The sequence below is a fragment of the Thermoanaerobacterium aotearoense genome, from assembly GCF_009905255.1.
GTDB classification, from domain to species: Bacteria; Bacillota; Thermoanaerobacteria; order Thermoanaerobacterales; family Thermoanaerobacteraceae; genus Thermoanaerobacterium; species Thermoanaerobacterium aotearoense.
Window position 1 is genome coordinate 1,942,448 of record NZ_CP047602.1, and the last position, 21,750, is coordinate 1,964,197.

Annotated in this window: 23 protein-coding genes and 1 riboswitch; of the genes, 8 read left to right on the forward strand and 15 right to left on the reverse strand. The window is 36.4% G+C overall.

Annotated elements, in window-relative coordinates; all coding sequences use genetic code 11:
- The first annotated feature begins 37 nt into the window (after window positions 1-37).
- From metA to GSH73_RS09750, 3 genes are all read left to right on the forward strand, one after another.
- On the forward strand, window positions 38-955 hold the full coding sequence (gene metA, locus GSH73_RS09745; protein ID WP_014758202.1) for a homoserine O-acetyltransferase MetA: 918 nt from the start codon (window positions 38-40) through the stop codon (window positions 953-955).
- A gap of 143 nt (window positions 956-1,098) precedes the next feature.
- Window positions 1,099-1,521, forward strand: a complete 423-nt coding sequence (locus GSH73_RS13865; protein ID WP_268744523.1) for an amino acid permease — start codon at window positions 1,099-1,101, stop codon at window positions 1,519-1,521.
- A complete protein-coding gene (locus tag GSH73_RS09750) occupies window positions 1,509-2,438 on the forward strand; it encodes an APC family permease (RefSeq protein ID WP_268744524.1) in 930 nt (309 codons plus the stop codon). Before GSH73_RS13865 ends, GSH73_RS09750 begins: the two co-directional genes overlap by 13 nt.
- Before the next feature lie 43 nt (window positions 2,439-2,481).
- On the opposite strand, the gene GSH73_RS09755 is transcribed toward GSH73_RS09750, so the two are convergent.
- The 6 genes from GSH73_RS09755 to GSH73_RS09775 all read right to left on the reverse strand — a co-directional run bounded on the left by GSH73_RS09755 (window position 2,482) and on the right by GSH73_RS09775 (window position 7,351).
- Window positions 2,482-4,389, reverse strand: a complete 1,908-nt coding sequence (locus tag GSH73_RS09755; RefSeq protein WP_014758200.1) for an acyltransferase family protein — start codon at window positions 4,387-4,389, stop codon at window positions 2,482-2,484.
- A gap of 213 nt (window positions 4,390-4,602) precedes the next feature.
- A complete protein-coding gene (locus GSH73_RS09760; protein ID WP_014758199.1) occupies window positions 4,603-5,349 on the reverse strand; it encodes a cysteine hydrolase family protein in 747 nt (248 codons plus the stop codon).
- Window positions 5,350-5,389: 40 nt separating this feature from the next.
- Window positions 5,390-5,812 carry a PaaI family thioesterase gene (locus GSH73_RS09765; protein WP_014758198.1) on the reverse strand — a complete coding sequence of 141 codons (423 nt, stop codon included), beginning with the start codon at window positions 5,810-5,812 and terminating at the stop codon, window positions 5,390-5,392.
- A gap of 25 nt (window positions 5,813-5,837) precedes the next feature.
- A complete protein-coding gene (locus GSH73_RS13590; RefSeq protein ID WP_233432467.1) occupies window positions 5,838-6,011 on the reverse strand; it encodes a sigma factor-like helix-turn-helix DNA-binding protein in 174 nt (57 codons plus the stop codon).
- A gap of 3 nt (window positions 6,012-6,014) precedes the next feature.
- Window positions 6,015-6,404 carry a helix-turn-helix domain-containing protein gene (locus tag GSH73_RS09770; RefSeq protein ID WP_233432466.1) on the reverse strand — a complete coding sequence of 130 codons (390 nt, stop codon included), beginning with the start codon at window positions 6,402-6,404 and terminating at the stop codon, window positions 6,015-6,017.
- A gap of 266 nt (window positions 6,405-6,670) precedes the next feature.
- Window positions 6,671-7,351 (reverse strand): C40 family peptidase, encoded by a 681-nt coding sequence (locus GSH73_RS09775; protein WP_014758197.1) that lies wholly within the window; start codon window positions 7,349-7,351, stop codon window positions 6,671-6,673.
- A gap of 5 nt (window positions 7,352-7,356) precedes the next feature.
- Window positions 7,357-7,474: riboswitch (cyclic di-AMP (ydaO/yuaA leader) on the reverse strand.
- A gap of 150 nt (window positions 7,475-7,624) precedes the next feature.
- Here GSH73_RS09775 and ku point away from each other — a divergent pair.
- The 3 genes from ku (at window position 7,625) to GSH73_RS09790 (ending at window position 11,090) form a co-directional block, all read left to right on the forward strand.
- Complete coding sequence (gene ku, locus GSH73_RS09780; RefSeq protein WP_014758196.1) at window positions 7,625-8,434, forward strand: non-homologous end joining protein Ku; 810 nt, start codon at window positions 7,625-7,627, stop codon at window positions 8,432-8,434.
- Between the two features lie 3 nt (window positions 8,435-8,437).
- The gene (locus GSH73_RS09785; RefSeq protein ID WP_014758195.1) at window positions 8,438-9,361 is read left to right on the forward strand and encodes an ATP-dependent DNA ligase; all 924 of its coding nucleotides are present in this window, start codon (window positions 8,438-8,440) and stop codon (window positions 9,359-9,361) included.
- Window positions 9,362-9,428: 67 nt separating this feature from the next.
- Window positions 9,429-11,090: a peptidoglycan D,D-transpeptidase FtsI family protein gene (locus GSH73_RS09790; protein ID WP_014758194.1), complete on the forward strand. Its 1,662-nt coding sequence runs from the start codon at window positions 9,429-9,431 to the stop codon at window positions 11,088-11,090.
- Window positions 11,091-11,114: 24 nt separating this feature from the next.
- Here the strand turns inward: GSH73_RS09790 and GSH73_RS09795 are convergent, their stop codons facing one another.
- Complete coding sequence (locus GSH73_RS09795) at window positions 11,115-11,483, reverse strand: NusG domain II-containing protein (RefSeq protein ID WP_014758193.1); 369 nt, start codon at window positions 11,481-11,483, stop codon at window positions 11,115-11,117.
- Window positions 11,470-12,519: an FAD:protein FMN transferase gene (locus GSH73_RS09800; RefSeq protein ID WP_038069990.1), complete on the reverse strand. Its 1,050-nt coding sequence runs from the start codon at window positions 12,517-12,519 to the stop codon at window positions 11,470-11,472. The genes GSH73_RS09795 and GSH73_RS09800 overlap by 14 nt, the downstream gene beginning before the upstream one ends.
- A gap of 165 nt (window positions 12,520-12,684) precedes the next feature.
- Here GSH73_RS09800 and GSH73_RS09805 point away from each other — a divergent pair, with 165 nt between their 5' ends.
- Together GSH73_RS09805 and GSH73_RS09810 are read left to right on the forward strand one after the other, a co-directional pair.
- Entirely contained in the window at window positions 12,685-13,395 is a 711-nt protein-coding gene (locus GSH73_RS09805; protein WP_014758191.1) for a polysaccharide deacetylase family protein, read from the forward strand.
- Between the two features lie 14 nt (window positions 13,396-13,409).
- Window positions 13,410-13,955 carry a YkoP family protein gene (locus GSH73_RS09810; protein ID WP_014758190.1) on the forward strand — a complete coding sequence of 182 codons (546 nt, stop codon included), beginning with the start codon at window positions 13,410-13,412 and terminating at the stop codon, window positions 13,953-13,955.
- On the opposite strand, the gene GSH73_RS09815 is transcribed toward GSH73_RS09810, so the two are convergent.
- From GSH73_RS09815 to galT, 7 genes are all read right to left on the reverse strand, one after another.
- Window positions 13,952-15,235 carry an ABC transporter substrate-binding protein gene (locus GSH73_RS09815; RefSeq protein ID WP_014758189.1) on the reverse strand — a complete coding sequence of 428 codons (1,284 nt, stop codon included), beginning with the start codon at window positions 15,233-15,235 and terminating at the stop codon, window positions 13,952-13,954. The two genes, GSH73_RS09810 and GSH73_RS09815, sit on opposite strands and share 4 nt — an antisense overlap.
- 46 nt (window positions 15,236-15,281) lie before the next feature.
- Window positions 15,282-15,917: a ferritin family protein gene (locus GSH73_RS09820; RefSeq protein ID WP_014758188.1), complete on the reverse strand. Its 636-nt coding sequence runs from the start codon at window positions 15,915-15,917 to the stop codon at window positions 15,282-15,284.
- Between the two features lie 77 nt (window positions 15,918-15,994).
- Window positions 15,995-16,720, reverse strand: a complete 726-nt coding sequence (locus tag GSH73_RS09825) for a YesL family protein (RefSeq protein ID WP_014758187.1) — start codon at window positions 16,718-16,720, stop codon at window positions 15,995-15,997.
- Between the two features lie 83 nt (window positions 16,721-16,803).
- Entirely contained in the window at window positions 16,804-17,994 is a 1,191-nt protein-coding gene (locus GSH73_RS09830) for an ROK family transcriptional regulator (protein WP_014758186.1), read from the reverse strand.
- Window positions 17,995-18,005: 11 nt separating this feature from the next.
- Entirely contained in the window at window positions 18,006-18,995 is a 990-nt protein-coding gene (gene galE / locus GSH73_RS09835) for a UDP-glucose 4-epimerase GalE (protein ID WP_014758185.1), read from the reverse strand.
- 17 nt (window positions 18,996-19,012) lie between these two features.
- Window positions 19,013-20,170 carry a galactokinase gene (locus tag GSH73_RS09840; protein ID WP_014758184.1) on the reverse strand — a complete coding sequence of 386 codons (1,158 nt, stop codon included), beginning with the start codon at window positions 20,168-20,170 and terminating at the stop codon, window positions 19,013-19,015.
- Between the two features lie 17 nt (window positions 20,171-20,187).
- The gene (gene galT / locus GSH73_RS09845) at window positions 20,188-21,747 is read right to left on the reverse strand and encodes a UDP-glucose--hexose-1-phosphate uridylyltransferase (RefSeq protein ID WP_014758183.1); all 1,560 of its coding nucleotides are present in this window, start codon (window positions 21,745-21,747) and stop codon (window positions 20,188-20,190) included.
- Window positions 21,748-21,750 lie beyond the last annotated feature (3 nt).

A 21,750-nucleotide genomic window follows, 5' to 3' on the forward strand; every position in this document is an offset into this window, starting at 1 on the left:
TGAGGCGTTTTATTTTTACATTGAAGGAGGTTTGCAAATGCCCATCAATATACCAAATGGCCTACCTGCCATCGATATTTTAGCTAAAGAAAATATATTCGTAATGGCTGAAGAAAGGGCTATTCATCAAGATATACGCCCCCTTAAAATCGCCATCTTAAACTTGATGCCTACAAAAAGTGTGACAGAAACACAGCTATTAAGGTTACTTAGCAATAATCCACTGCAAATTGATCTAAAATTTCTCTATGCGGCATCACATAAATCTAAGAACACCGCGCCAGAGTATTTAGAAGCTTTTTATAAAACGTTTGATGATGTAAAATACGAAAAATTTGATGGCCTCATAATAACCGGAGCACCTGTAGAAACTTTAGACTTTTCAGATGTAGATTATTGGCATGAGCTTAAAGAAATAATGGAATGGAGCAAACACAATGTATTTTCAACATTCCACATTTGCTGGGGTGCTCAAGCTGGTCTTTATTATCACTACGGCGTACCAAAATACCCGCTGAAAGAGAAGATGTTTGGCGTGTTTTTGCATAAGGTTTCCAAGAAAAATGTCGATTTATTAAGAGGTTTTGACGATGAATTTTATGCGCCCCATTCAAGGTACACAGAAGTCAGAAAAGAAGATATAGAGCTTGTAGATGACCTTGAAATACTTTCTGAATCTGACGAAGCAGGCGTATACATAGTATCATCAAAATCTGGAAGACAGATATTTGTGACAGGCCACTCTGAATACGACCCTTTGACGTTAAAATCAGAATACGAAAGGGATTTAAAAAAAGGCATACCCATAAAAATACCAAAACATTATTTCCCGGGAGATGACCCCAATAATGAGCCAATTGTGAAATGGAGAAGCCATGCAAATCTATTATTTTCTAATTGGTTAAACTACTATGTATATCAAAAAACTCCATACGATGTAAATTCAATTGAATAAGCGCAATTTAAGCAGGTATAAAGCTAAATTTTATATCCTGCATTTTTTATATCATTTTTGCAAAATTATTCATTGACTTTTTCACTTTCCTGTGCTAATTTAATTATGCTATTTCAAAAATTTATAGAAAGGAATTGTACTATATGGACAAAACACAAAAGCTTAAAAAAGACATTGGCCTATTTATCGCTACAGCGCTTGTGACAGGCAACATGATGGGTTCCGGCATATTCATGCTTCCTGCTACACTTGCATCTAAATCAGGCCCAGGCGCAACAATACTGGCATGGCTTGTTACAGGCATTGGATCAATATTGTTGGCATTGTCATTTGCAAATTTAGGTTCAAGGATTCCAAAAGCTGGTGGCCCGTACGAATACTCAAAATTAGCTTTTGGAGACTTTATAGGTTTTATCAATGCGTGGCTATACTGGAATGGTTCTTGGATCGGAAACGCTGCCGTTGTCATTGCAGTTGCCAGTTATTCAAGCGCTTTATTCCCGATTTTATCGCAAAATCATTTAGCTGCTTTTCTGTACACCAGTGGAATCTTATGGATTTTATAATAGGTGTAAAAAAGGCTGGATCAACTCAAACAACAATAACTGTTTTTGAAGTATGTCTTTTTTTGTTCTTCATAATCGTATCAGCAGTGCATTTCAAGTCAAGCAATGTAATGCCATTATTCCCTGCAGGAAAAGGCATGAATACTTTATCTGCAGCAGCCACTTCAACGCTGTGGGCATTTGTAGGACTTGAAACTGCGTCAATAACTGCTGAAGAAATCAAAAACCCTGAAAGAAACGTAAAATTAAGCACAATATTGGGGATATTAATAGCAGTAGTAATGTACCTTGCCATAAACCTCTCGGCAATGGGTGCAATGCCGCAAAGCCAGCTTGCAAAAAGTGCTTCTCCTATAGCTGACATCCTTAAACAGTTTTTAGGAAAAAACATTGCAAATGTCATAATAGTAGGCTCTGTAGTAAGTGTGCTCGGCACAACTGTCGGATGGCTTTTATCTACAGCTCGTGTGGCTTATGCGGCAGGTAAAGACGGCCTATTTCCAGAAATCTTTTCAAAAGTACATCCTAAATACAAGACTCCTCACGTGTCATTGATTATAGGATCGGTACTTGTAAATTTGCTATTGCTGATGAACTATACAAAATCTCTTGTTTCTGCGTTTAATTTCATAATATTGCTGGCAACTCTATCTTTCCTGCCCGTATACGCTTTTACAGCCGCATCTGAAATGATGCTTCTTATAAAAAGAGACAAAAATGTCAGCGTATTAGGCTTTATAAAAAATTCCATTGTTCCGCTTTTAGGATTTGCATACGCTATGTGGACAATATACGGATCTGGAGCCGAGACTGTCATGTACGGATTCATAATGCTTATGTGCGGCATACCATTCTATATATACATGAAGTACAAAAATAGCACAAAACTAAGCGAGATTCGAAAAGTCTTAGAATAATTATAAAATATAGGCTGCAAAATGCAGCCTTTTTTACATAGCTTTAATTTTCTTCTTTTACTGCGTTTGCTATAAGTGAAGCAAAATACTTAGCACCACTGGGCTCTAAGTGAACCGCATCGGGTGAAAAGAATGAATCGTGTCCATAACTGGCTTTATACCAGTCGACTAAAGTAGTATGTGGATATTCTGAAGACACTTTTGACAATGTCTCATTTACGATGCTTTCCCAGGGCCGTGGGACGCGAACATTTACCAATATTACGTGTTTTACGGGCTCTGCACTCTTTAAAAGCGACAAAAGCTGGTCTTCAGTGAAAGGCCCATTTGTTCCCAACTCAACTATCAAAGTATCTATTTTTCCCTTTGCTTTAAGGCTTTTCACGACATCTTTTGCCTGATACATTTGCCTGCCTACTTTGCCATCGATGGTGATTCCCGGCAGCATCTCCTCCAAATAAGGCTTCGTATCTATCAATATTGAGTCACCTATTATGGTTATGCCCTTTCCATCCTGTACAGGGCTGATTGTGGAATTACCGCTACTTGAGGCCGCTGAGCTGGGATTCCCTCCTTTATACGGATAGTATTTAATATCCCTTCTATTATCTGGCAGATTATCATTGTATCCCTGTAAATCACTGCTATTACTATTACCGCTTTCTACATAAGATGGTGAATCTGAAGCAGCATTTGCCGCACCTGAATTTAATGAAACTGATGCGCTGGCAGGTATGATTCCACTCATGCCCGCAATAAAAATACCCATTAAGCATACGGATAATGAAACTAAAGCAGATGTTTTAAGTGTAGGTAGTATTTTACCTTTTTCAAATCTCAATGATTTTAAGTCGTTTATGATTTTTTTAAGTGCCCCGTGCCTTATTGGATCCTCCACGTATTTCCATGACAAGGCAGAAATAACGATGATCATAAATACCTGCAATAGCGCCCGAATAGGGTCTAAGCCTTTCGTATCTACAGTTGGCGTCGTCAAAATAAGCACTGGAAAGTACCAAAGGTACACTCCATACGACCTTGCCCCCAACCATCTTAATGGACCGCATCCTAATATTTTTCCTAACAAGCTTTTAGGATGTGCTGACACAGCCACCACTACAGCAGTTATTATAGATAGCAAGTACATGCCGCCTTTATATACAAAAGAATCGTATTGATTGACGTACATAAGCATAGCAAAAACCGAAGCTATTGCCAAAAAGCCAATCGCATCATAAATCAATACTTTTCTTTTAGCCTCAGTGTGAGAAAATTTGTTGCTGGGCAGAATCAGTGCTAAAGCTGAACCTAAAAGAAGCCCAAAAGCGCGAGTATCGGTGCCATAATACACACGGCTGGGATCCATTCCTGGAATGTACATCATACCCATTGCTAAGGCAGAAAGCGCAGAAAGCAGCAAAGTGATAATAAAAATGTGCTTTTTCTTCTTTATATACTTAAATGCCGCAATCAAAGCTAATGGCCAAATAAGGTAAAACTGTCCTTCAACAGCCAGTGACCATAGATTGCCAAACGTTGATTGTGGCCCAAATTTAGCAAAGTAAGATACCTTGTGGAATATAAGCCACCAATTGTTGACATAAAGCAAACTTGTTATAGCATCACCTTTAATAGATGAAAGCCTTGAAGCGTCGAAAAGCGTAACATAAGAGACGACTACAATTATCATGATAAAGAGGGCTGGAAACAGCCTCAACATCCTGCGCTTCCAAAAATTTTTTAAATCAACTTTATTGTTTTTCTCCCATTCTGATGCAATTATATTTGTTATCAAGTATCCTGACAACACAAAAAATATGCTGACGCCAAAAAAACCACCTTGCAAAAAAGTCAGATTAAGATGATACCCAATGACAGCAAGTACAGCTAAAGCCCGTAGCCCGTCAAGTCCTGCCATGTATCTTGCGTTTTCGTTTAAAGGCTTTGGCACTGAAATCCCCTCCTAAGATCCCTCACAATAAAAAGCAATTTGCAACAAAATTCTTCATCATTCATCTAAAACAGCCATTTTTCTATGAATCCATTATATATTATCAATATTACAACAGCATTACAACTGATAAACAAAATATAAATATCTTATAAATATTTATTAATAAAAAGAGCCCTTTATACGTTAAAGAGCTCTTTAAAACTTTTTATTTTATTCTTCCAGCAGTTCTTTGACTATATTTATGCCATTAAGCTTCATGTGGTATAGAAACATAGTATGTGTTAAGTCGCCATCGTGTGGAACTATTTTCAGCCTTTCCGCCGTCTTCACACTTATATCATAAGTCTCAACACAATTTTCAGGCACAATCACATTGGCACTTAAATTATTGGCATTTGCAATCATCTTTATAGAAATCGCCGTCTGATATACACACAAATCAGTGCAATTACCTACGATGATAAATGTAGATTTGCCTCCTTTTATCATATCAAATATCTTTCTCAAAAACTCATTCCCATCGCCATCTTCTCCGCCGAAAAAAACATTTAGCGAATTTTTCTCGTACACATTCGGCTTGTCCTTGACTACTTCTAAAAGCTCCTCTACAATACGGCTTTCATCAGTTCCTTTGACACAATGTTCTGGATAATTCGCAAATTCTGCAGCGCCTTTGACATGTGCATCATTTACAAACATCACATTCTTTATGCCCATTCTGTATGAAGCTTTAATGAGGCTCTTTATATGTTCTATAATCCCTCCTATTCGAGGACTTGACAAAGCTCCATTTTTGCAAAAACCATTTATCATGTCAACGACTATAATCGACACATTGTCAGCACTTCCGGCATCTTTTATGACGGTGCTTAACTTCATGTCATCTAAGTTGCTATAAAAATCAAACAAATAATTCAAAAAAGGTCTTGTATTGTACAAAAAGCTATCAAAATTCATTTTCATGGCCTCCTTTCATCTTATATTTATTGTATACCATTTAATCTATGCAGTAAAATGTCTCACGGGAAGACCCCACAAGTTTGCCATCTTGATTGTATGCATCACATACTGCAACAGCAGTCGTCTTGCCCATGTGGATGATCTTCCCTATTGCCTTGATCCTGTCTTTGTCTTTTAATGGCTTTATATAGTTTATGTTCATCTCGAGAGTCACCATGTTTTTCCCCATCGTCTTTGCAGCAATTCCCATAGCTGTATCCATGAGAGAAAAAAGTACACCGCCGTGAGCAATCCCAAAGATATTTAGATGTTTCTCGGAAATCGTCATTTCCATCGTCACTTTACCACTGCCAAGCTCAGCAATCTCCATGCCGATTAGATTGTGAAACTGAGCTTTTTGGTTCAACTCGATTATTTCTTTGAATAATTCTTCATTTATACCGAGATTTTTAGCTTCCAAGTATACATCATCCTTTCAAGCCGTTTTACATAATTATATCATTTTTTATCAAAAATCTTAATCTATCTAAAGCCCTGTCTTTAAGTTTAACAACACTTTGGTAACCTACTCCTAATTCTTTCGATATTTCAACAAGCGTTTTTCTCTCGAAAAAGTAAAGCATTATTATGTTTTTCTGCTTTGCAGTAAGTCTATTCAAGGCTTATTTTAAATCCTTTTTCATGATATCATCAAAAAATTTTTCTTCCGGCGTAAGTCCATCGCTTTCAATCAAATCGATGATCTCATCTTCATCATCATCTGCCTTTGCATTCAAAGAAAGAAATGGCTTTTTCTTTCTATAGACATTTAAAAAGTAAAATTTAAGCTGCATACTGCCATATGCTATAAATTCTTTGCCTTTTTTCTCATCAAACTGATGAATAGCAGTAATGAGCACTTCTCTTCCATCCTGAATCATATCATCAAAACTGTCGTATGGAAACTTCTTTGCTAATTTTATCAAAAGAGGATTGAATTTTTTTAAAATCTCATAGACAGAATCTTTATCACCACTTTTAGCCTTAAAGCACAGTTCATTATAGCTTATCATCTACTACACACCCCACATAAAGTGAGGACCGGTCCCTTTCAGTGCAGCACTGTGCTTTAATTATATTAAACGAACAAATGTTTTTGTAATTGCGAGTTATAAAAAGTCAATGGAGAAAATTTATAATAATCAGTTATTTATGGCATTACTTACTGGCAAAACAAAGATTTCCCTTTAGGACTTTATGGAATTTCCAAAAATAAAAGAGACACATATGTTAAATCAAAAAACACATGCGCCTCTATGTAGATCTTCTCTTTTAAATTTTAATAATATCTTCTTGCACCAATATAGTACGTCCTAAACCAACCGCTGAAATCTGCGATAGCAGCCTTACCAAGTGAATCGCTCATGTGTATCAAGCGATTACCTCCTATGTATATGCCTTCATGTGTAGGACCACCGCCTGATGTAGAGAAAAACAATATATCGCCTGGTTGAAGATCAGATAAGCTTATAGCCCTTCCACCTGCATATTGGTCATACGTAGTTCTACCGATGCTTTTTCCAGCTTGCCTAAACACATATTGAACAAATCCAGAACAATCAAAACCTGCAGGTGTAGTACCACCGAAAACATACGGTACTCCAAGATATCTTTCTGCAATGTTTACTATATCAAAATTTGATGGGCGATCATAACCACCCCTTGATGAAACGCCAGTTACAGTCGTCCTATTTAGTACAGCCTCTGTAGCTGGTCCTACAATCCCATCTGGAGATAAGCCATACCTTTTTTGCAATGCGATCACTGCACTTTTTGTCTTGCTGCCAAATATTCCGTCAATACCACCTGTGCTATAGCCAAGCCTGTTTAACGTTTGCTGCAGGCTAACCACTGCTTGTCCTTTCGAGCCGTATTTTAAAAGTTCCATTGCAAATGCACTTGGCGCTTGCATAAGCGTTATTGACACAACCGCTGTTGCCACTATTTTTTTGTAATTCAATTCATTCATCCTCTCTTTATGCCTACGAGGTTAGTTGACGGGTTCGGTAAAGAGAAACCCTACCGCATACGCGGATTCACCCCAAAGATATCCCCCGCTCTTTCGATTAGGCATATTTTTTAAATAAATTTAATAAAAAATTTATATTTTTAATAATTAATTAATATTATAAAGGTAAATTGTATCGAAGTCAACCACATTCCATAAATTACCTGAAGATTGTGAGTTTTTCATGGTTATACTAATTAATAAATATCGAAAGAAGGTGAAAAAATGCGTTCAATGTGGAAAGGAGCCATTAGTTTCGGCCTTGTCAGCATCCCCATAAAACTCTATGCAGCCACAGAAGACAACTCTATCCATTTTAGACAGCTTCACAAGGACTGCAAATCACCCATAAAATACGAGAAGATTTGTCCTGTGTGCAATAAAGAAGTTTCTGATGAAGAAATCGTAAGAGGCTATGAATATGAGCCAGGAAAATTTGTCATCATAGATGAAGAAGACTTAGAGAGAATTCCAAAGTCAACAGTTAAAACGATAGACATTATCGATTTTACAGATTTAAGACAAATAGACCCTATATATTTCGATAGGACATACTACATCGCACCAGATGAAATAGGTGCAAAACCATACGTACTTTTAAGAGATTCTATGAAGAAATTAAACCGTGTTGCAGTTGCAAGAGTCGTCATACGCTCAAGGCAAGATTTAGCCTGCATAAGAGTTTTCAATGACAACTACATGGTAATGGAAACAATGCACTTCCCTGATGAAATAAGAAGTACAAACGAGCTTCCGCCTATCCGCAATGTAGATCTTCATGAAAATGAGGTGAAAATGGCTATAAAGCTTGTGGATACTCTGACATCTGATTTTTCTCCAGAAAAATACGATGACAATTACAGAAAAGCTCTAATTGAAATAATCGAGTCGAAAATTCAAGATAGAAAAATCGAAATACCCGAATCGCCAAAGGAAGAAAATGTCCTGGATCTTGTAAGTGCATTAAAAGCCAGCATCGAGTCAGTAAAAGAAGAAAACATGGCAAAAAAAACAAAAAAGAAAAAAGGTGCATAAAGATTGTCCATGATGGATGAAAAAATTCCTCCTATGCTGGCTATATCGGGAAATGTATTTGACGATCCGAATTGGGTATATGAAATCAAATGGGATGGTTCAAGGACAATAGCATTTCTTTCATCTTCTACAAAGCTTCAAGACAGAAGACTTGTAAATATAAGCCACCAATTTCCAGAACTTATGAACATAAATAAATGTCTAAAATCAAATGAAGCCATACTTGACGGTGAATTGATCGTTCTAAAAGACAATAAACCAAGCTATAGAAACATAATGATGCGAAAACACCAACAAAACAAACTAAGAATCGAACTTTTAAGTAAATCCAATCCCGCAATATTTATAACATGGGATGTAATATATGTTGATGGAAAAGAGTTATTAAACTACCCACTGATTGAGCGCAGAGAAATTTTAAGTAAAATCGTCAGTGAAAGCAATCTAATAAGGATATCTGATTACATATTTGGACACGGCAAAACTTTATTTGCGGAAACTGGCAAAAAACAATTGGAAGGAGTAATGGCTAAAAAAGCAGACTCAAAATATTATTTAGGAAAAAGAAGCAGTCTGTGGCAAAAATTCAAACACCACATAGTGCTAAATGCTGTAATATTAGGTTATATGATAGACAAAACTGCGTTAGTCTTGGGCCTTTACAACGAGGAGGACAAACTTGTGCACATTGGAAATGTAGAATCTGGAATATCACAAAAAGAATTATCATCGTTCTTATATGTCGCCAATGATCTGAAGGTCGGATCGGAATTTTACGGTCTTGCCATTAACAACGTTCAATGGATAATGCCTTTTATTGTATGTAAGGTTAAATTCATGGAATGGTCAGAAAATTTCAAAATGAGAGCACCATCTTTCTTAGAATTTGCCTTAGATGTGAAACCTACCGAATGCAGATTCATGTAAACCAATTGAAATGTACACATTATTGATTTAAAATAAAATTATAAACGTACAAGGGGGATACTTTCAATTGGCATCAATAAATAAAAAGCGCATTTTGCTCGTATTAATAACATTTTTATTTTTAATCGCATGTCTTGTAGCACGATTAATATGGCTACAGGTTGTCATGGCTCCAAAATATTCACTGGCCGTAAAAAATCAGACAACATCTAAGATAGTATTAAAGCCACAGAGAGGAATTATTTACGATGCAAATGGAAATATCCTGGCCACTAATGTAAGCGGCGGCGATGTATATGCTGCACCTAAAAATATAACACATCCAGATGCAGTCGCAGACAAATTGTACAGCTTATTAGGCATGAAAAAAGATTCACTGTACAAGCTTCTCAGCAATAAAAATTCTGAGTGGACTGTCCTTAAAAAAAATGTCTCACTGGACAATGTAAACAAGATAAAAAAGTTAAACCTTGCAGGCATATACGTAGAAGATACCAACATTAGAAGCTATCCAGACGGCAGTCTATTGTCACAGACATTAGGATTCACTGGTGTAGACGGAAATGGTCTATACGGTTTAGAATACTCATTTGATAAATACTTAAAAGGAACATCGGGATTAGAAGTAGCCACAACTGACGAAGTAGGTCATGTCATAGGACTTCCCGAAAAATTGTATGAGCCAGAAAAAGGCGATGATTTAGTCCTTACTGTCGACTCAGTTATTCAGGGATATGCAGAAACAGCCATAGAAAAAGCTTATGAAACTTACAGCCCTGCTAATGGCATTTCTGCAATCGTGATGAATCCGAAGACAGGCGATATCTTAGCCATGGCAAATATTCCTGATTTTGATCCAAATGAGCCAAATAAGGTCAGCTCCATCGACACATGGTCAAATCCTGCTGTATCTTATCTGTACGAACCAGGATCAGTATTTAAAGTAGTAACAGCATCTGCTGCATTAGAAGAATCTTTAGTCACGCCAAATGAGCAATTTTACGATCCCGGTTACTACATAGTATCAGGCCACAGGATAAATAGCTGGACAAAATTAGGAAATATCGATTTTTCACAAGCAGTGGCAATGTCCAGCGATACTGTATTCATGAAGATAATCGTAGAACGGCTTAAATTAAATACATTGTACAAGTACATAAACGCCTTTGGGTTCGGAAGCCCGACTGGAATACAGCTTCCAGGCGAAGCATCTGGCATGATAATACCAGAGAAAAATGTTCATCCTGTAGACCTTGCATCCATGTCTTTTGGACAAGGCATAGCAGTGACACCACTTCAAATGATAGATGCTTTTTCGGCAACTATAAATGGTGGATACTTGATGAAACCAAACATAGTAAAAGAAATAAAGTCAGGCGATAAAGTCATAAAAGAATTTAAACCTCAAGTCATACGACAAGTAATATCACAAGATACGTCAAACACAATGAAAGAGTTGCTTAAAAAAGTCGTCGATGAAGGAACAGGAACAGCATGTCAAATATCCGGCTTTACAGTAGGAGGAAAATCAGGCACAACTGAAAATTATTCGCCTGGGAAATACACAGCATCTTTTGCCGCATTCGCACCTGTGGACAACCCTCAAGTAGCCGTCTTAGTGGTCATAAGAAATCCTACTAAAAACGGCCACATGGGTGGCGAAATCGCAGCACCTGTCGTAAAAGACATACTTTCAAATACGTTAAGATATCTGATGATAAAGAAATAGCCGTGCACAAAAATGCGCGGCTATTTAATATACTACATCATCCACTTCTCCTTTTTTACCACCTGTAACTCTTACAACTACTCTATTGGGAAGACATACTATCTGCTGGCCTTCCTTATCTATCCAGCCAGTCCTGACACATATCTGATCTGGGCAATTGGCTTCTTTCATTCTGACCTTGCCATCTTTTATCTCAACGACATTTAAATGCTGGCCATTGTGGATTGTCACTGTTTTATCAACGTTTAAAGGCAATTCTTGATATTTAGAACCATTTACTTCAATTACAACATCTGTGCCAGTTCTTGATAGCGCCTTGTCATAAGTAAAATAGGCAGAAACAAGAGAAATAATCAAAAGAACACCTATTAAAATCTTATCACCTATTTTCATATAGCTTAAACCTCGAATCTGTTATCTTTAATTTACCTTTAAGGCCTGATGTTGCATATACTTTATAGTCCGGTGTGACAAAAATCGCGTCTACGCCAGGCATACTCTCTATCAATTTCATCCCTTTGTCAACGCCTAAAATAAAGGTAATCGTAGATAAAGCATCAGCATCAATAGACTTAATATTAGAAGAAACTATTGTCGTACTGACGACGCCGCTTTCTGCAGGATACCCTGTAAAAGGATTTAATATATGATGGTACCTTTTGCCGTTTTGAATAAAGTACCTTTCATAATTGCCAGATGTATCAATAAGCATGTCTTTGCCTGAAACAATAGCAAAATACGTACCTTTATCTCCAAAAGGATTCTGTATGCCTATATTCCAGTTGGAGCCATCTGGCTTTGAACCATAAAGGTATACGCTGCTGCCGCCTAAGTTTATAAGCGCGTGCTTTATACCATTTTCTTTCATAATGTTTTCTACTTCGTCTGCGGCAAAACCCTTGGCAATTCCTCCCAAGTCAATTGCCATGCCTTTTCTGCTTAATTTCACCTCATCGTTCTTTTCATCCAGCAATACATCTTTGTAATTTATGTATTTCATGGCATCCTTAATCTGGCTTTCCGTCGGAACATGGGCATGGTCAGTACCGATACCCCATAAATTCACCAATGGAGCGACAGTTATATCGAAATACCCGTCGCTTATTTTACTGTACTTTAAAGCCGTCTTTATGACGTAAAACGTCTCAGGATTTACTTTCACATACTTTACACCAGCATTGTCGTTTATCTTTTGTACATCGCTGCCGCTTTTCTGACTGCTCATAAGATTGTCGATTTCTCTCAATTTGTTCATAGACTCATCAACTGCTTTTTTGGCATTCCTGCCGTATGCAGTGACTTGCATGACAGTATCCATCATAAAATCAGTACGCGTATACTGTTGATCGTTGTTGCCACACCCTACAACGGATACAGCGATAAGCATTGTCACAATAATTGCCACAACTTTTTTTATCAAATGATTCATCATCTAAACAATCCTCTCAATATAAGTTAAATTCACCTCTTCTATTATAAATTTTTTTTCTAAACTCTTCAAGCAAAATGCTATTAGCATTCATTTCAAGCTCTATAAACTTGTAAGATTCATTTTTTACGTATATAATCTTATTGTAAGGGGGAAATTAGCGGAATGATAAAATTCATGATAAAAATTTACATACTTTACTTAGTTTTAGTAGCATTGCTTCCTACTATGCTGGGTCGTATTTTCCATTATAATGTCATCTATACAAGCAGAAAAAAGAAAGTGCCATGGATAGCGATTACTTTTGATGACGGTCCAGATCCTGAGTACACGCCTACACTTTTGTCCCTTTTGGATAAATACAATGTTAAAGCGTGCTTTTTTTTGTTGGCAGACAAAGTTGAAAAGTATCCAGATTTAGCCAAAGAAATCGTAAATAGAGGTCACGAGATAGGCATACACGGTTATAAGCATCACATAAACTGGTTCTTAGGACCTATTGCCACATACAAGGAATTATTAAAATCAGTCGAAATTATCTCTCAGATTACCGGAAAGTATCCTTCATATTATAGGCCACCGTGGGGACTATTTACAACTTTTATCTACCAATATTCAAAAAAATTAGGCATCAAAATAATTTTATGGAGCTACATGAGCTGGGATTGGAAAGTAAAAGATCCAAATCTGATAGTTAATCGCGTATTAAACAAAGTAAAAGGTGGAAACATTTTGATATTTCACGATAGCAGCGACAACATAGGGTCAGACAAAGAAGCTCCTGAGACAATGCTTATAGCTCTTGATAAGATAATAAGCGGGATAAAAGAGAAAAACTTAGAAATTGTCGACATAAATAAATTTATCTTTTCGTAAACGGGGTAATCATTATGAAAAAGATTTTTATGTACATTTGGTCTTTGTGGGAATTTGTATTTGCAAAATTAAATAATATCCACACAGTAGGTGGAGATGATTCTGAAATAAGAATCGCAATAAAAAGATACAGAGGCAAAAAGATCGTGCTGAAAGATGGCACAGTTTTAGATAAAGGCGATAAATTTGCTGAGCTTCACTTAAACAACAAAGTCCTTACCGAAATAACATCCAGCAGCAGTTCACCTATTGCTATAGGCATCATAGTACTAAAAAGGTTTAAAAAATCTTTAAAGGCATTAAAAGCTTACATCAATGAAAATCACGATTTTGATGATGTAAATGTATTTATGGGATACACACTTTTCAATCAAGGTGTGGAAATGCTGGGCTTTGAAGTAATGGACATGAAATCACCTCTTGAAAGATTCATAATCACTCATTATGAAAGCTTTCTTCTGGGCATATTTCACCCTGAAGGATTTAAGCGGCTTCGCAACAATAAATTTACGGCAAAGATGGTTTTGATTACAAAAAAGACGATAAACAACCGCTACTAATTTAATGCTTTTTTGATTTTTTCCAAAATCACTTTTTCACTTTCTTTATCTTTTAATCCATCTATTAATGCTTTATTAAACATGATATTTTTATCATGCCAATTCTTCGGTATATTATCAGTGTATTTCACTGCCATGTCAATTTTTTTCATAAGTTCATCGGTTATAGGCACATCCTTCTTCACTGGAATATACCCTATCTTTTCTACGCTTTCTTGAGAATCTGTAATGAATTTTACAAATTTAACTGCCATATCCAACTTCTTTTTGTCGCTCTGCTTTGTGATGCCATAACCGTAAATTTTTGGAGATATTGTTATAGGCACATCGCCATCTCCTTCTGGATACAGCGCAACATCAAACTGAAAAAGTTTATTCTTGTTTTCAAGGTATTTAAGGTATTGAACTTTGTAACTTTCATCAACCAAAACAGCGCTTTCTTTATTCGCTGTAAAACTGTCCCACACTTTGCTGTAATCACCACCAAAAGACACAGGATCTATTGTCCCTTTTGCATATAATTCTATCAATTTTTTAAGGCCAGACTCCGCCTGCGGTCCTTTAAATGAAACTATCCCTTTATCATCGATTATGTTTAAGCCATCAGCCATCAAAAATCCCCAAATATTATAACTTCTTTCTATATACATAGTTACTCCGTAGAAATTCTTTTTTTCTTTTTTGCCTTCTTGATAAGTAAGCTTATCCATATCATTTAAAAACTCCTCATAGCTCCACTCTCCATTTTGGGGAACTTCCACTTCTTTTTTGCTGAATAAATCGCTGTTAATGTAAATGACACTTGTGTACATCCCTAAAGGAATGCCATAAACGCTATTGTCGTACATGAATCCATTGAGGACATTCTCTCTTAATGACTTCTTATAGTTTTTATCTATATATTTGTCAAGGGGATTTAATTTGCCATTGTAGATAAATGGGCTGTCTGAAGTTATAGGGATTATATCGGGTTTGCCATTGCCAATTATATCATTGACATTATAATAAAAATTTCCACTTTTAATTGGCTCAAATTCAATTATAACCCCTGGATGCAAATATTCAAAATCCTGTATCTTTTTCTTTATAAAATTAAAACCTATCGGATCATCAGTTGACCAATGGGGAAAATCGCAAAATGTAATTATCCCTCTATAGTCTTCGTCATTAACTTCTGTAAAGTTTATTTTGCCTGTTTCATACAAGTACATGTAATATGGCCATATGACTAAAAAAGCAACAATCAATAAAATTAAAAAAAGAGCAAAAGGTTTTTTCATAAGATTCACCTCTTACTCTATCTATATTCACGTTAAACATTCCATATCACTCTTTATTTTTACTAAGTTCACTTATTTCTTTTTCTAATGCATCCATTCTCGCTTTTAGATCCTGTGCTTCTTTTAAGGCTGCATCCCTTTGATTCTGAAGCTCTTCTATGATGCTTTTTGCGATCTCATCGCTATCACTTCTCATTTTCGACAACTGCTCGTCTTTGTACTTTACAGCATCTTTTGCTATGCCATCGATGTTTTGTTTTGCTGCATCTGCTAAATTCTTCATCTTTTCAGATACTGTCATCGCACCAGAGACAGCACCAACAGCTACTGGCTTCAAAGCCCTTTTTATATTTGGCCCTATAGATGCAAGTATAAATGCAGCGCTTATTCCCAGTAAAAAGCCTTTTGTAGTATTTGTACCCATAAAATTGCTTAGCATTTTAAATCTCATCGACACATTGTCTTGCCATGTAAGCTCATTGTTGCGAGTCTTACCAAAAAAATCATAGGCTCTCCTAAAGCTATTTTGATGTGATTTTTCATCAAACAGCACTTTTTTAAAGATGTTTCTCACATAAGGATTGCGAATCTTGTCTAAATCAGCCATGTACTGTTCAATCGCCAGAGCCTCACTATTTATGCCATCTGATAAAACTTTCATTAAGCTTTCCTTATTTTCCATATATCTTTCGCTCCTTCCATAATGTGTAATATAAGCTAACGTTAGTTATATTATCCATTATGGAAAGTTTTATACATCTACTGATTTTCAGGTTTATCTTCCATTTTTTTATCTCCTTGATTGACTCTGCTGTCAATGTACTTCTCGAACACGCTTCTGTCATACACATTTATGGCAAGCCCGACTAAGCTAAATCCAATGACAATAAGCGGAATAAACGCGAACAAAATGCAAAGTCCAAACAATAATAAGCTTAATAGCACAATGCCTATCGTCTGAGGCAACTTTATGATTGAAAATATCAAAGCATTTTTATATATATGCTTTATCTTTAAATCATACGTAACCATCAAAGGATAAATATACACATTCATGAGAACAAGTATAAAGCCAATAAATATAGTAATATAGCTGCCTGCAATCTTTATAAAGCCTGTACTGTATGAAGAATAAATCTTGTAATTATTGATTAATATAAAAGCTGCTAAAGCGTTTATCAACGTAATTATAAAGCTTTGCTTAAAATTCTTAACAAACCCATCTTTGAAATCATTCCAAAGCCACACATTTCTATTAAGTGCATGATTCCTAAGCACATTATTAAACCCCGCCAAAGCAGGTCCTATCGTCACAATAGGTATGCACGACACAATCAATAAAAGATTAAGGCTTATAAGCTGCCAGAAATTGTTCTTTAAAATATCAAAAAACAATGAAACACCTTTCTTGGGTATATCATCAGCTTTTAAATCAGGTCTCCGCGGATCACCATAGTACATTCTATTAAAAAAATTTCCAAACATCGTTTACCTCTCCTATATCAGTCTATACTTCAATTATAAATGGTATGCAGAGAATTTTCAATGATAAAAAATATTAGATAGCATTACAAAATACTATCTAATATTATATTCGATATACCCATCAGGGCCGTATTGTAATCTGGATTTGAAAAAGCAATGCTGCATGATGAATAGTTTGCTTCAAAAGAGCGCTTTTTGATGGTTTCCAATACAACGTCTTCTATAAACTTTCGACCTCTCACTATTCCTCCTGATATGAGCACCAACTCAGGGCTAAAGATATTGACTATATTCGCAATGCCTATGCCTAAGTAAATGGCGATCTTGTTTAACTCTGACAAGGCAACTTCATCGCCTTCTTCTGCAGCTTTGTACACAAATCTTGTTGTTATATTTTCTAAATCTCCGTTGACGTATTCAGATACGAGAGAATAAGATCCCTCTTTTATCCTTTTTACCACATTGTTTACCAGCGCTTTCTCAGATGCCAAAGCTTCAAAGCATCCATAATTACCACAACTGCATTTAGGACCTGCAACATCAATTGTAGTATGTCCTATCTCACCAGCCATGTCATTAATTCCTCTGTATATTTTCCCATCCAATATTATTGTAGAGCCTATTCCGTGTCCCACCTTTAAAAACACAACATTGCCGACATTTTTAGCAATTCCGTTGTAAAATTCACCTAAAGCCATGGCTCTAACATCATTTTCAACAAACGTAGGAATCCCAAATTCTTTTTCTATCATATCCTTTATAGGCACATTTCTCCATCCTATGTTAGGAGAAAATACAGATATGCCTTCGCTTGACTTTACAGGACCTCTAACTACTATGCCGATGCCAGCTATCTCTTTCTTTGAAATATCTTTTAAATACCTTATTCTGTCAAACAAAAGTTTGAATATGCTTTCCGCATCTTCTTTTTTTATGTTGTCAACTTTTGATTCTTTTATTGTGAGTTCAGCGTCCAATAGGTACTCTTCCATTATATCTGTCCCGATTATTATCACGATTATATCAAAAGCTTCGTTATTTATCTTCAATATGACAGGCGGCCTGCCACCGCTGGATTCCCCTAATTTGTCCTCTTTCACAAGCCCATCTTCTAAGAGCTTGTTTATGATATTCGTAACTGTAGGTGGCGTCAAATTCGTTATCTTTGCTATTTCAGACCTTGATACGTATTTGTTGTGACGTATCACATTCAATATGAGACTTTCATTCATTCCTTTCAATAACTTGTAACTTACTGGAATCAAATCTGCCAAAATTACCACCTCTATTTATCGCTAAATCCATAAGGATTTGATTTATGCCATTTCCACGCAGACTCTATAATCTCCTCAAGTGAATCGTGCTTAGGATTCCAGCCTAACTCATTTATAATCTTGTCTGATGATGCTACCAGTTTAGCAGGATCTCCAGGGCGCCTTGCTGCAATTTTTGCTGGTATTGGATGTCCAGTCACTTTTCTTGCTGTTTCAACAACTTCATTGACTGTAAACCCTTCTCCATTTCCCAAATTGTATATTGCACTGCTCTTATCCTTTCTTAGCTTATCTAATGCCAAAATATGAGCATCAGCAAGGTCTGTAACGTGTATATAATCTCTTACACATGTACCATCTTTTGTGTCGTAGTCGTCACCGTAGATTTCTATGAATTCTCTTTTCCCTAATGGCACTTGCAAGATAAGTGGTATAAGATGGGTTTCTGGATTATGATCTTCCCCTATGACTCCGCTTTCATCAGCACCGGCCACATTAAAATACCTAAGCACAACATGCTTTATTCCATAAGCATTGTCACACCACTTAAGCATTTTCTCTACAGCCAATTTAGTTTCACCATAAGGATTTGTAGGAAATGTCTTGTCGTCTTCTTTTATGGGAATTCTTTCAGGTTCTCCATATGTGGCAGCAGTAGATGAAAACACTATCTTATCAACTCCAAACTCAACCATTTTCTTAAGTAAACACATTGTCCCATATACATTGTTTTCATAGTAATCCAATGGCTTGCCAACACTTTCACCTACTAAAGAATATGCCGCAAAGTCAATGACGGCTTCTATGTCATTTTCTTCAAAAACTTTGTCCATAAATTCGCTGTCCCTAAGATCCCCAACGTAAAGCTTGCCTCCAATTACCGCTTTTTTATGGCCTGTTATCAAACTGTCAACTACTATTACATCTTCTCCTCTTTTAAAAAGCTCATAGGCAGTATGGCTGCCAATGTATCCAGCACCACCGCACACTAAAATAGACATACAATATATACCCCTTTCTATTTTATTTCTTTTGCTCCATCTCCTACACCCGTCACATACATGGACGGTTCATAACCTATTCTTTCCTTGTATCCTTTTGTCACTTCTTTAATGAAATCTTCTACAAATTCTTCTTTGACGATGCTTACGGTACATCCACCAAACCCTGCACCTGTCATTCTGGAGCCTAAGACGTAATCTAATTTAAGCGCTTCATCGACTAAAGCATCCAATTCCTTGCCGGTAACTTCGTAGTCATCCCTTAACGAATTGTGAGACTGTACCATCAGTTGGCCAAATCGTTTAATATCATTATTCTTTAACGCCTCTACAGCATCCAAAACTCTCTCATCTTCTGTCACCACATGTCTTGCCCTCTTTACTAAAACATCGTCTGGTATCAAATATCTGTATCTATCGAATTCTTCCAGTGTAACCTGTCCAAGATTGTCTACATCCAATTTCTTCTTAAGGTAGCTTAATGCAGCCTCGCACTGACTCCTTCTCTCGTTGTACTTAGAATCTTGAAGCCCCCTTCGCTTATTTGTATTTGATATAACTATCCTGTAACCATCTAATTTAAGTGGAACGTATTTATAATCAATTGTATCACATTTTAAAAATATAGCATAGTCAGCTTTGCCCATTCCTACAGCAAATTGATCCATTATGCCGCAATTGACACCAACAAAAATATTTTCGGCTTTTTGACACATTTTGACTAATTCAACCCTATCAATTCCAAGATTCAAAATTTCATTCATGGCCACAGCAGTTACAAGCTCTATGGATGCAGAAGAAGAAAGTCCTGCTCCATTTGGTATATTTCCTTCGTACAGCGCTTCAAACCCTCTTAGCTTATAACCTTCATCTTGCAAAACTTTCAATACGCCCTTTGGATAATTTGCCCAGTCATCTTTTCTATCATAAATTAATTCGTCTATGTCCACTTCGACTTTAAGATCAAAATTCAGTGAAGAAAGGCGTACCTTTCCATCATCCCTCATTCTTATGGCCATAAACGTCCCAAAGTCAAGAGCACATGGAAATACATATCCTCCATTGTAATCTGTGTGCTCCCCTATTAAATTTACCCTGCCTGGCGAATAGAATAACCTTACTCCTTCGCTACTGCCATAGATTCTTTTAAATTCTTCCACAATTTTTGTTGCCATTTAATCCCTCTCCTTTATTAAATTTTTTTAAAATGTATGCTATCTAAAAACTTATCGAATGCCGCTTTTCCCTTCTCATCCCGCTTAAAGACGCCTGCATCCATCAGCACTTTTAAGAAAATTTTACCCACCTCATCTTTTACTACAACTTCTGCCTCTTCCCTCTTAAGATTCATACCATATTTATTTACAAGCTCATCAATCCATGGCACATGCTTAAAAAGCGGATCATCTGCAGAAATCTCTTTTTTGTCGTATTTTCTGTCACCTGATAATATCATTTCTATATCATCAAGTTCATTTTTAAGTCTTCCAGGAAGAACAGCAAGCCCCATAACTTCAATAAGCCCTATATTTTCCTTCTTTACATGGTGGAGCTCCTCATGTGGATGAAAAATACCATAAGGGTATTCATCGGTTGTCCTGTTGTTCCTCAGGACTAAATCCATCTCATACACACCATCACCATTTTTCCTTGCAATAGGTGTTATGGTATTATGTGGTATTTCACTTCCAGAAACTGTACTATACGCAATTACATCAATAGATGGATCGCTGTAATTTCTCCACTCTCTTAAAATCATGGATGATGCCTTCAGCAATTCATCTCTGTTTTTACTTGAAAGCCTTATTACTGATAGAGGCCACTTCAATATTCCAGCGTCCACATCTTTAAACATTTCACTTTTATAACGCTTTTCTACCTTTGCTTCCTCCATAGGAAACACATGACGTCCACCTTGAAAGTGCTCATGGGATAAGATAGAACCACCTACTATCGGCAAATCAGCATTAGAACCTATAAAATAGTGTGGAAATTGATCTATGAAGTCCAATAACCTTATAAACGTCTTTTCTGATATTTGCATCGGCACATGCTTTTCGTAAAATAATATGCAATGTTCATTGTAGTAAACATAAGGCGAATACTGAAAATACCACTGCTCTCCCGCAACCTTTACTGGTATCACCCTATGATTTTGCCTCGCTGGATGATTCAAATTGCCGCTAAAGCCTACATTCTCCAGGCACAAAAGGCATTTAGGATAGTTTGTCTCTTTTAATGCTTTAGCTGCCGCTATGTCTTTTGGATCCTTTTCAGGCTTTGAAAGGTTGATGGTAATCTCTAAACTGCCGTACTCTGTATCTGTTCTCCAGTATTTATTTTTCGCAATTCTATCCATCCGTATATAATATGAATCTTTTGACAAGCTGTAAAAATAGTCTGTGGCTTTTTCAATGCCTGCTGATCTTTCTATATCATCAAACCTTCTAATGACTTCAGACTGTCTTGGCATCAACAAACCCATAATCCTTGTATCAAAAAGATCTCTATTTGTAATCGTATTTTCCTCAAAAAAACCTTTTTCGTATGCATAATCTAAAAGAGAATTGAGAATATCATGTGGATCGTCTAAATTGACATCATCTACAGGCCCATTGTACGGCTCCTGTATCTCAAACAAATCCAGCAGTGAATTGCGACATTGGATATAGTCTGTACTTTCTATTATGCCATGCTTTAAGGCATATAAAAGCAGTTCTTCGATTTTTAGCGAAGCAGTAGTAACATCCATTTC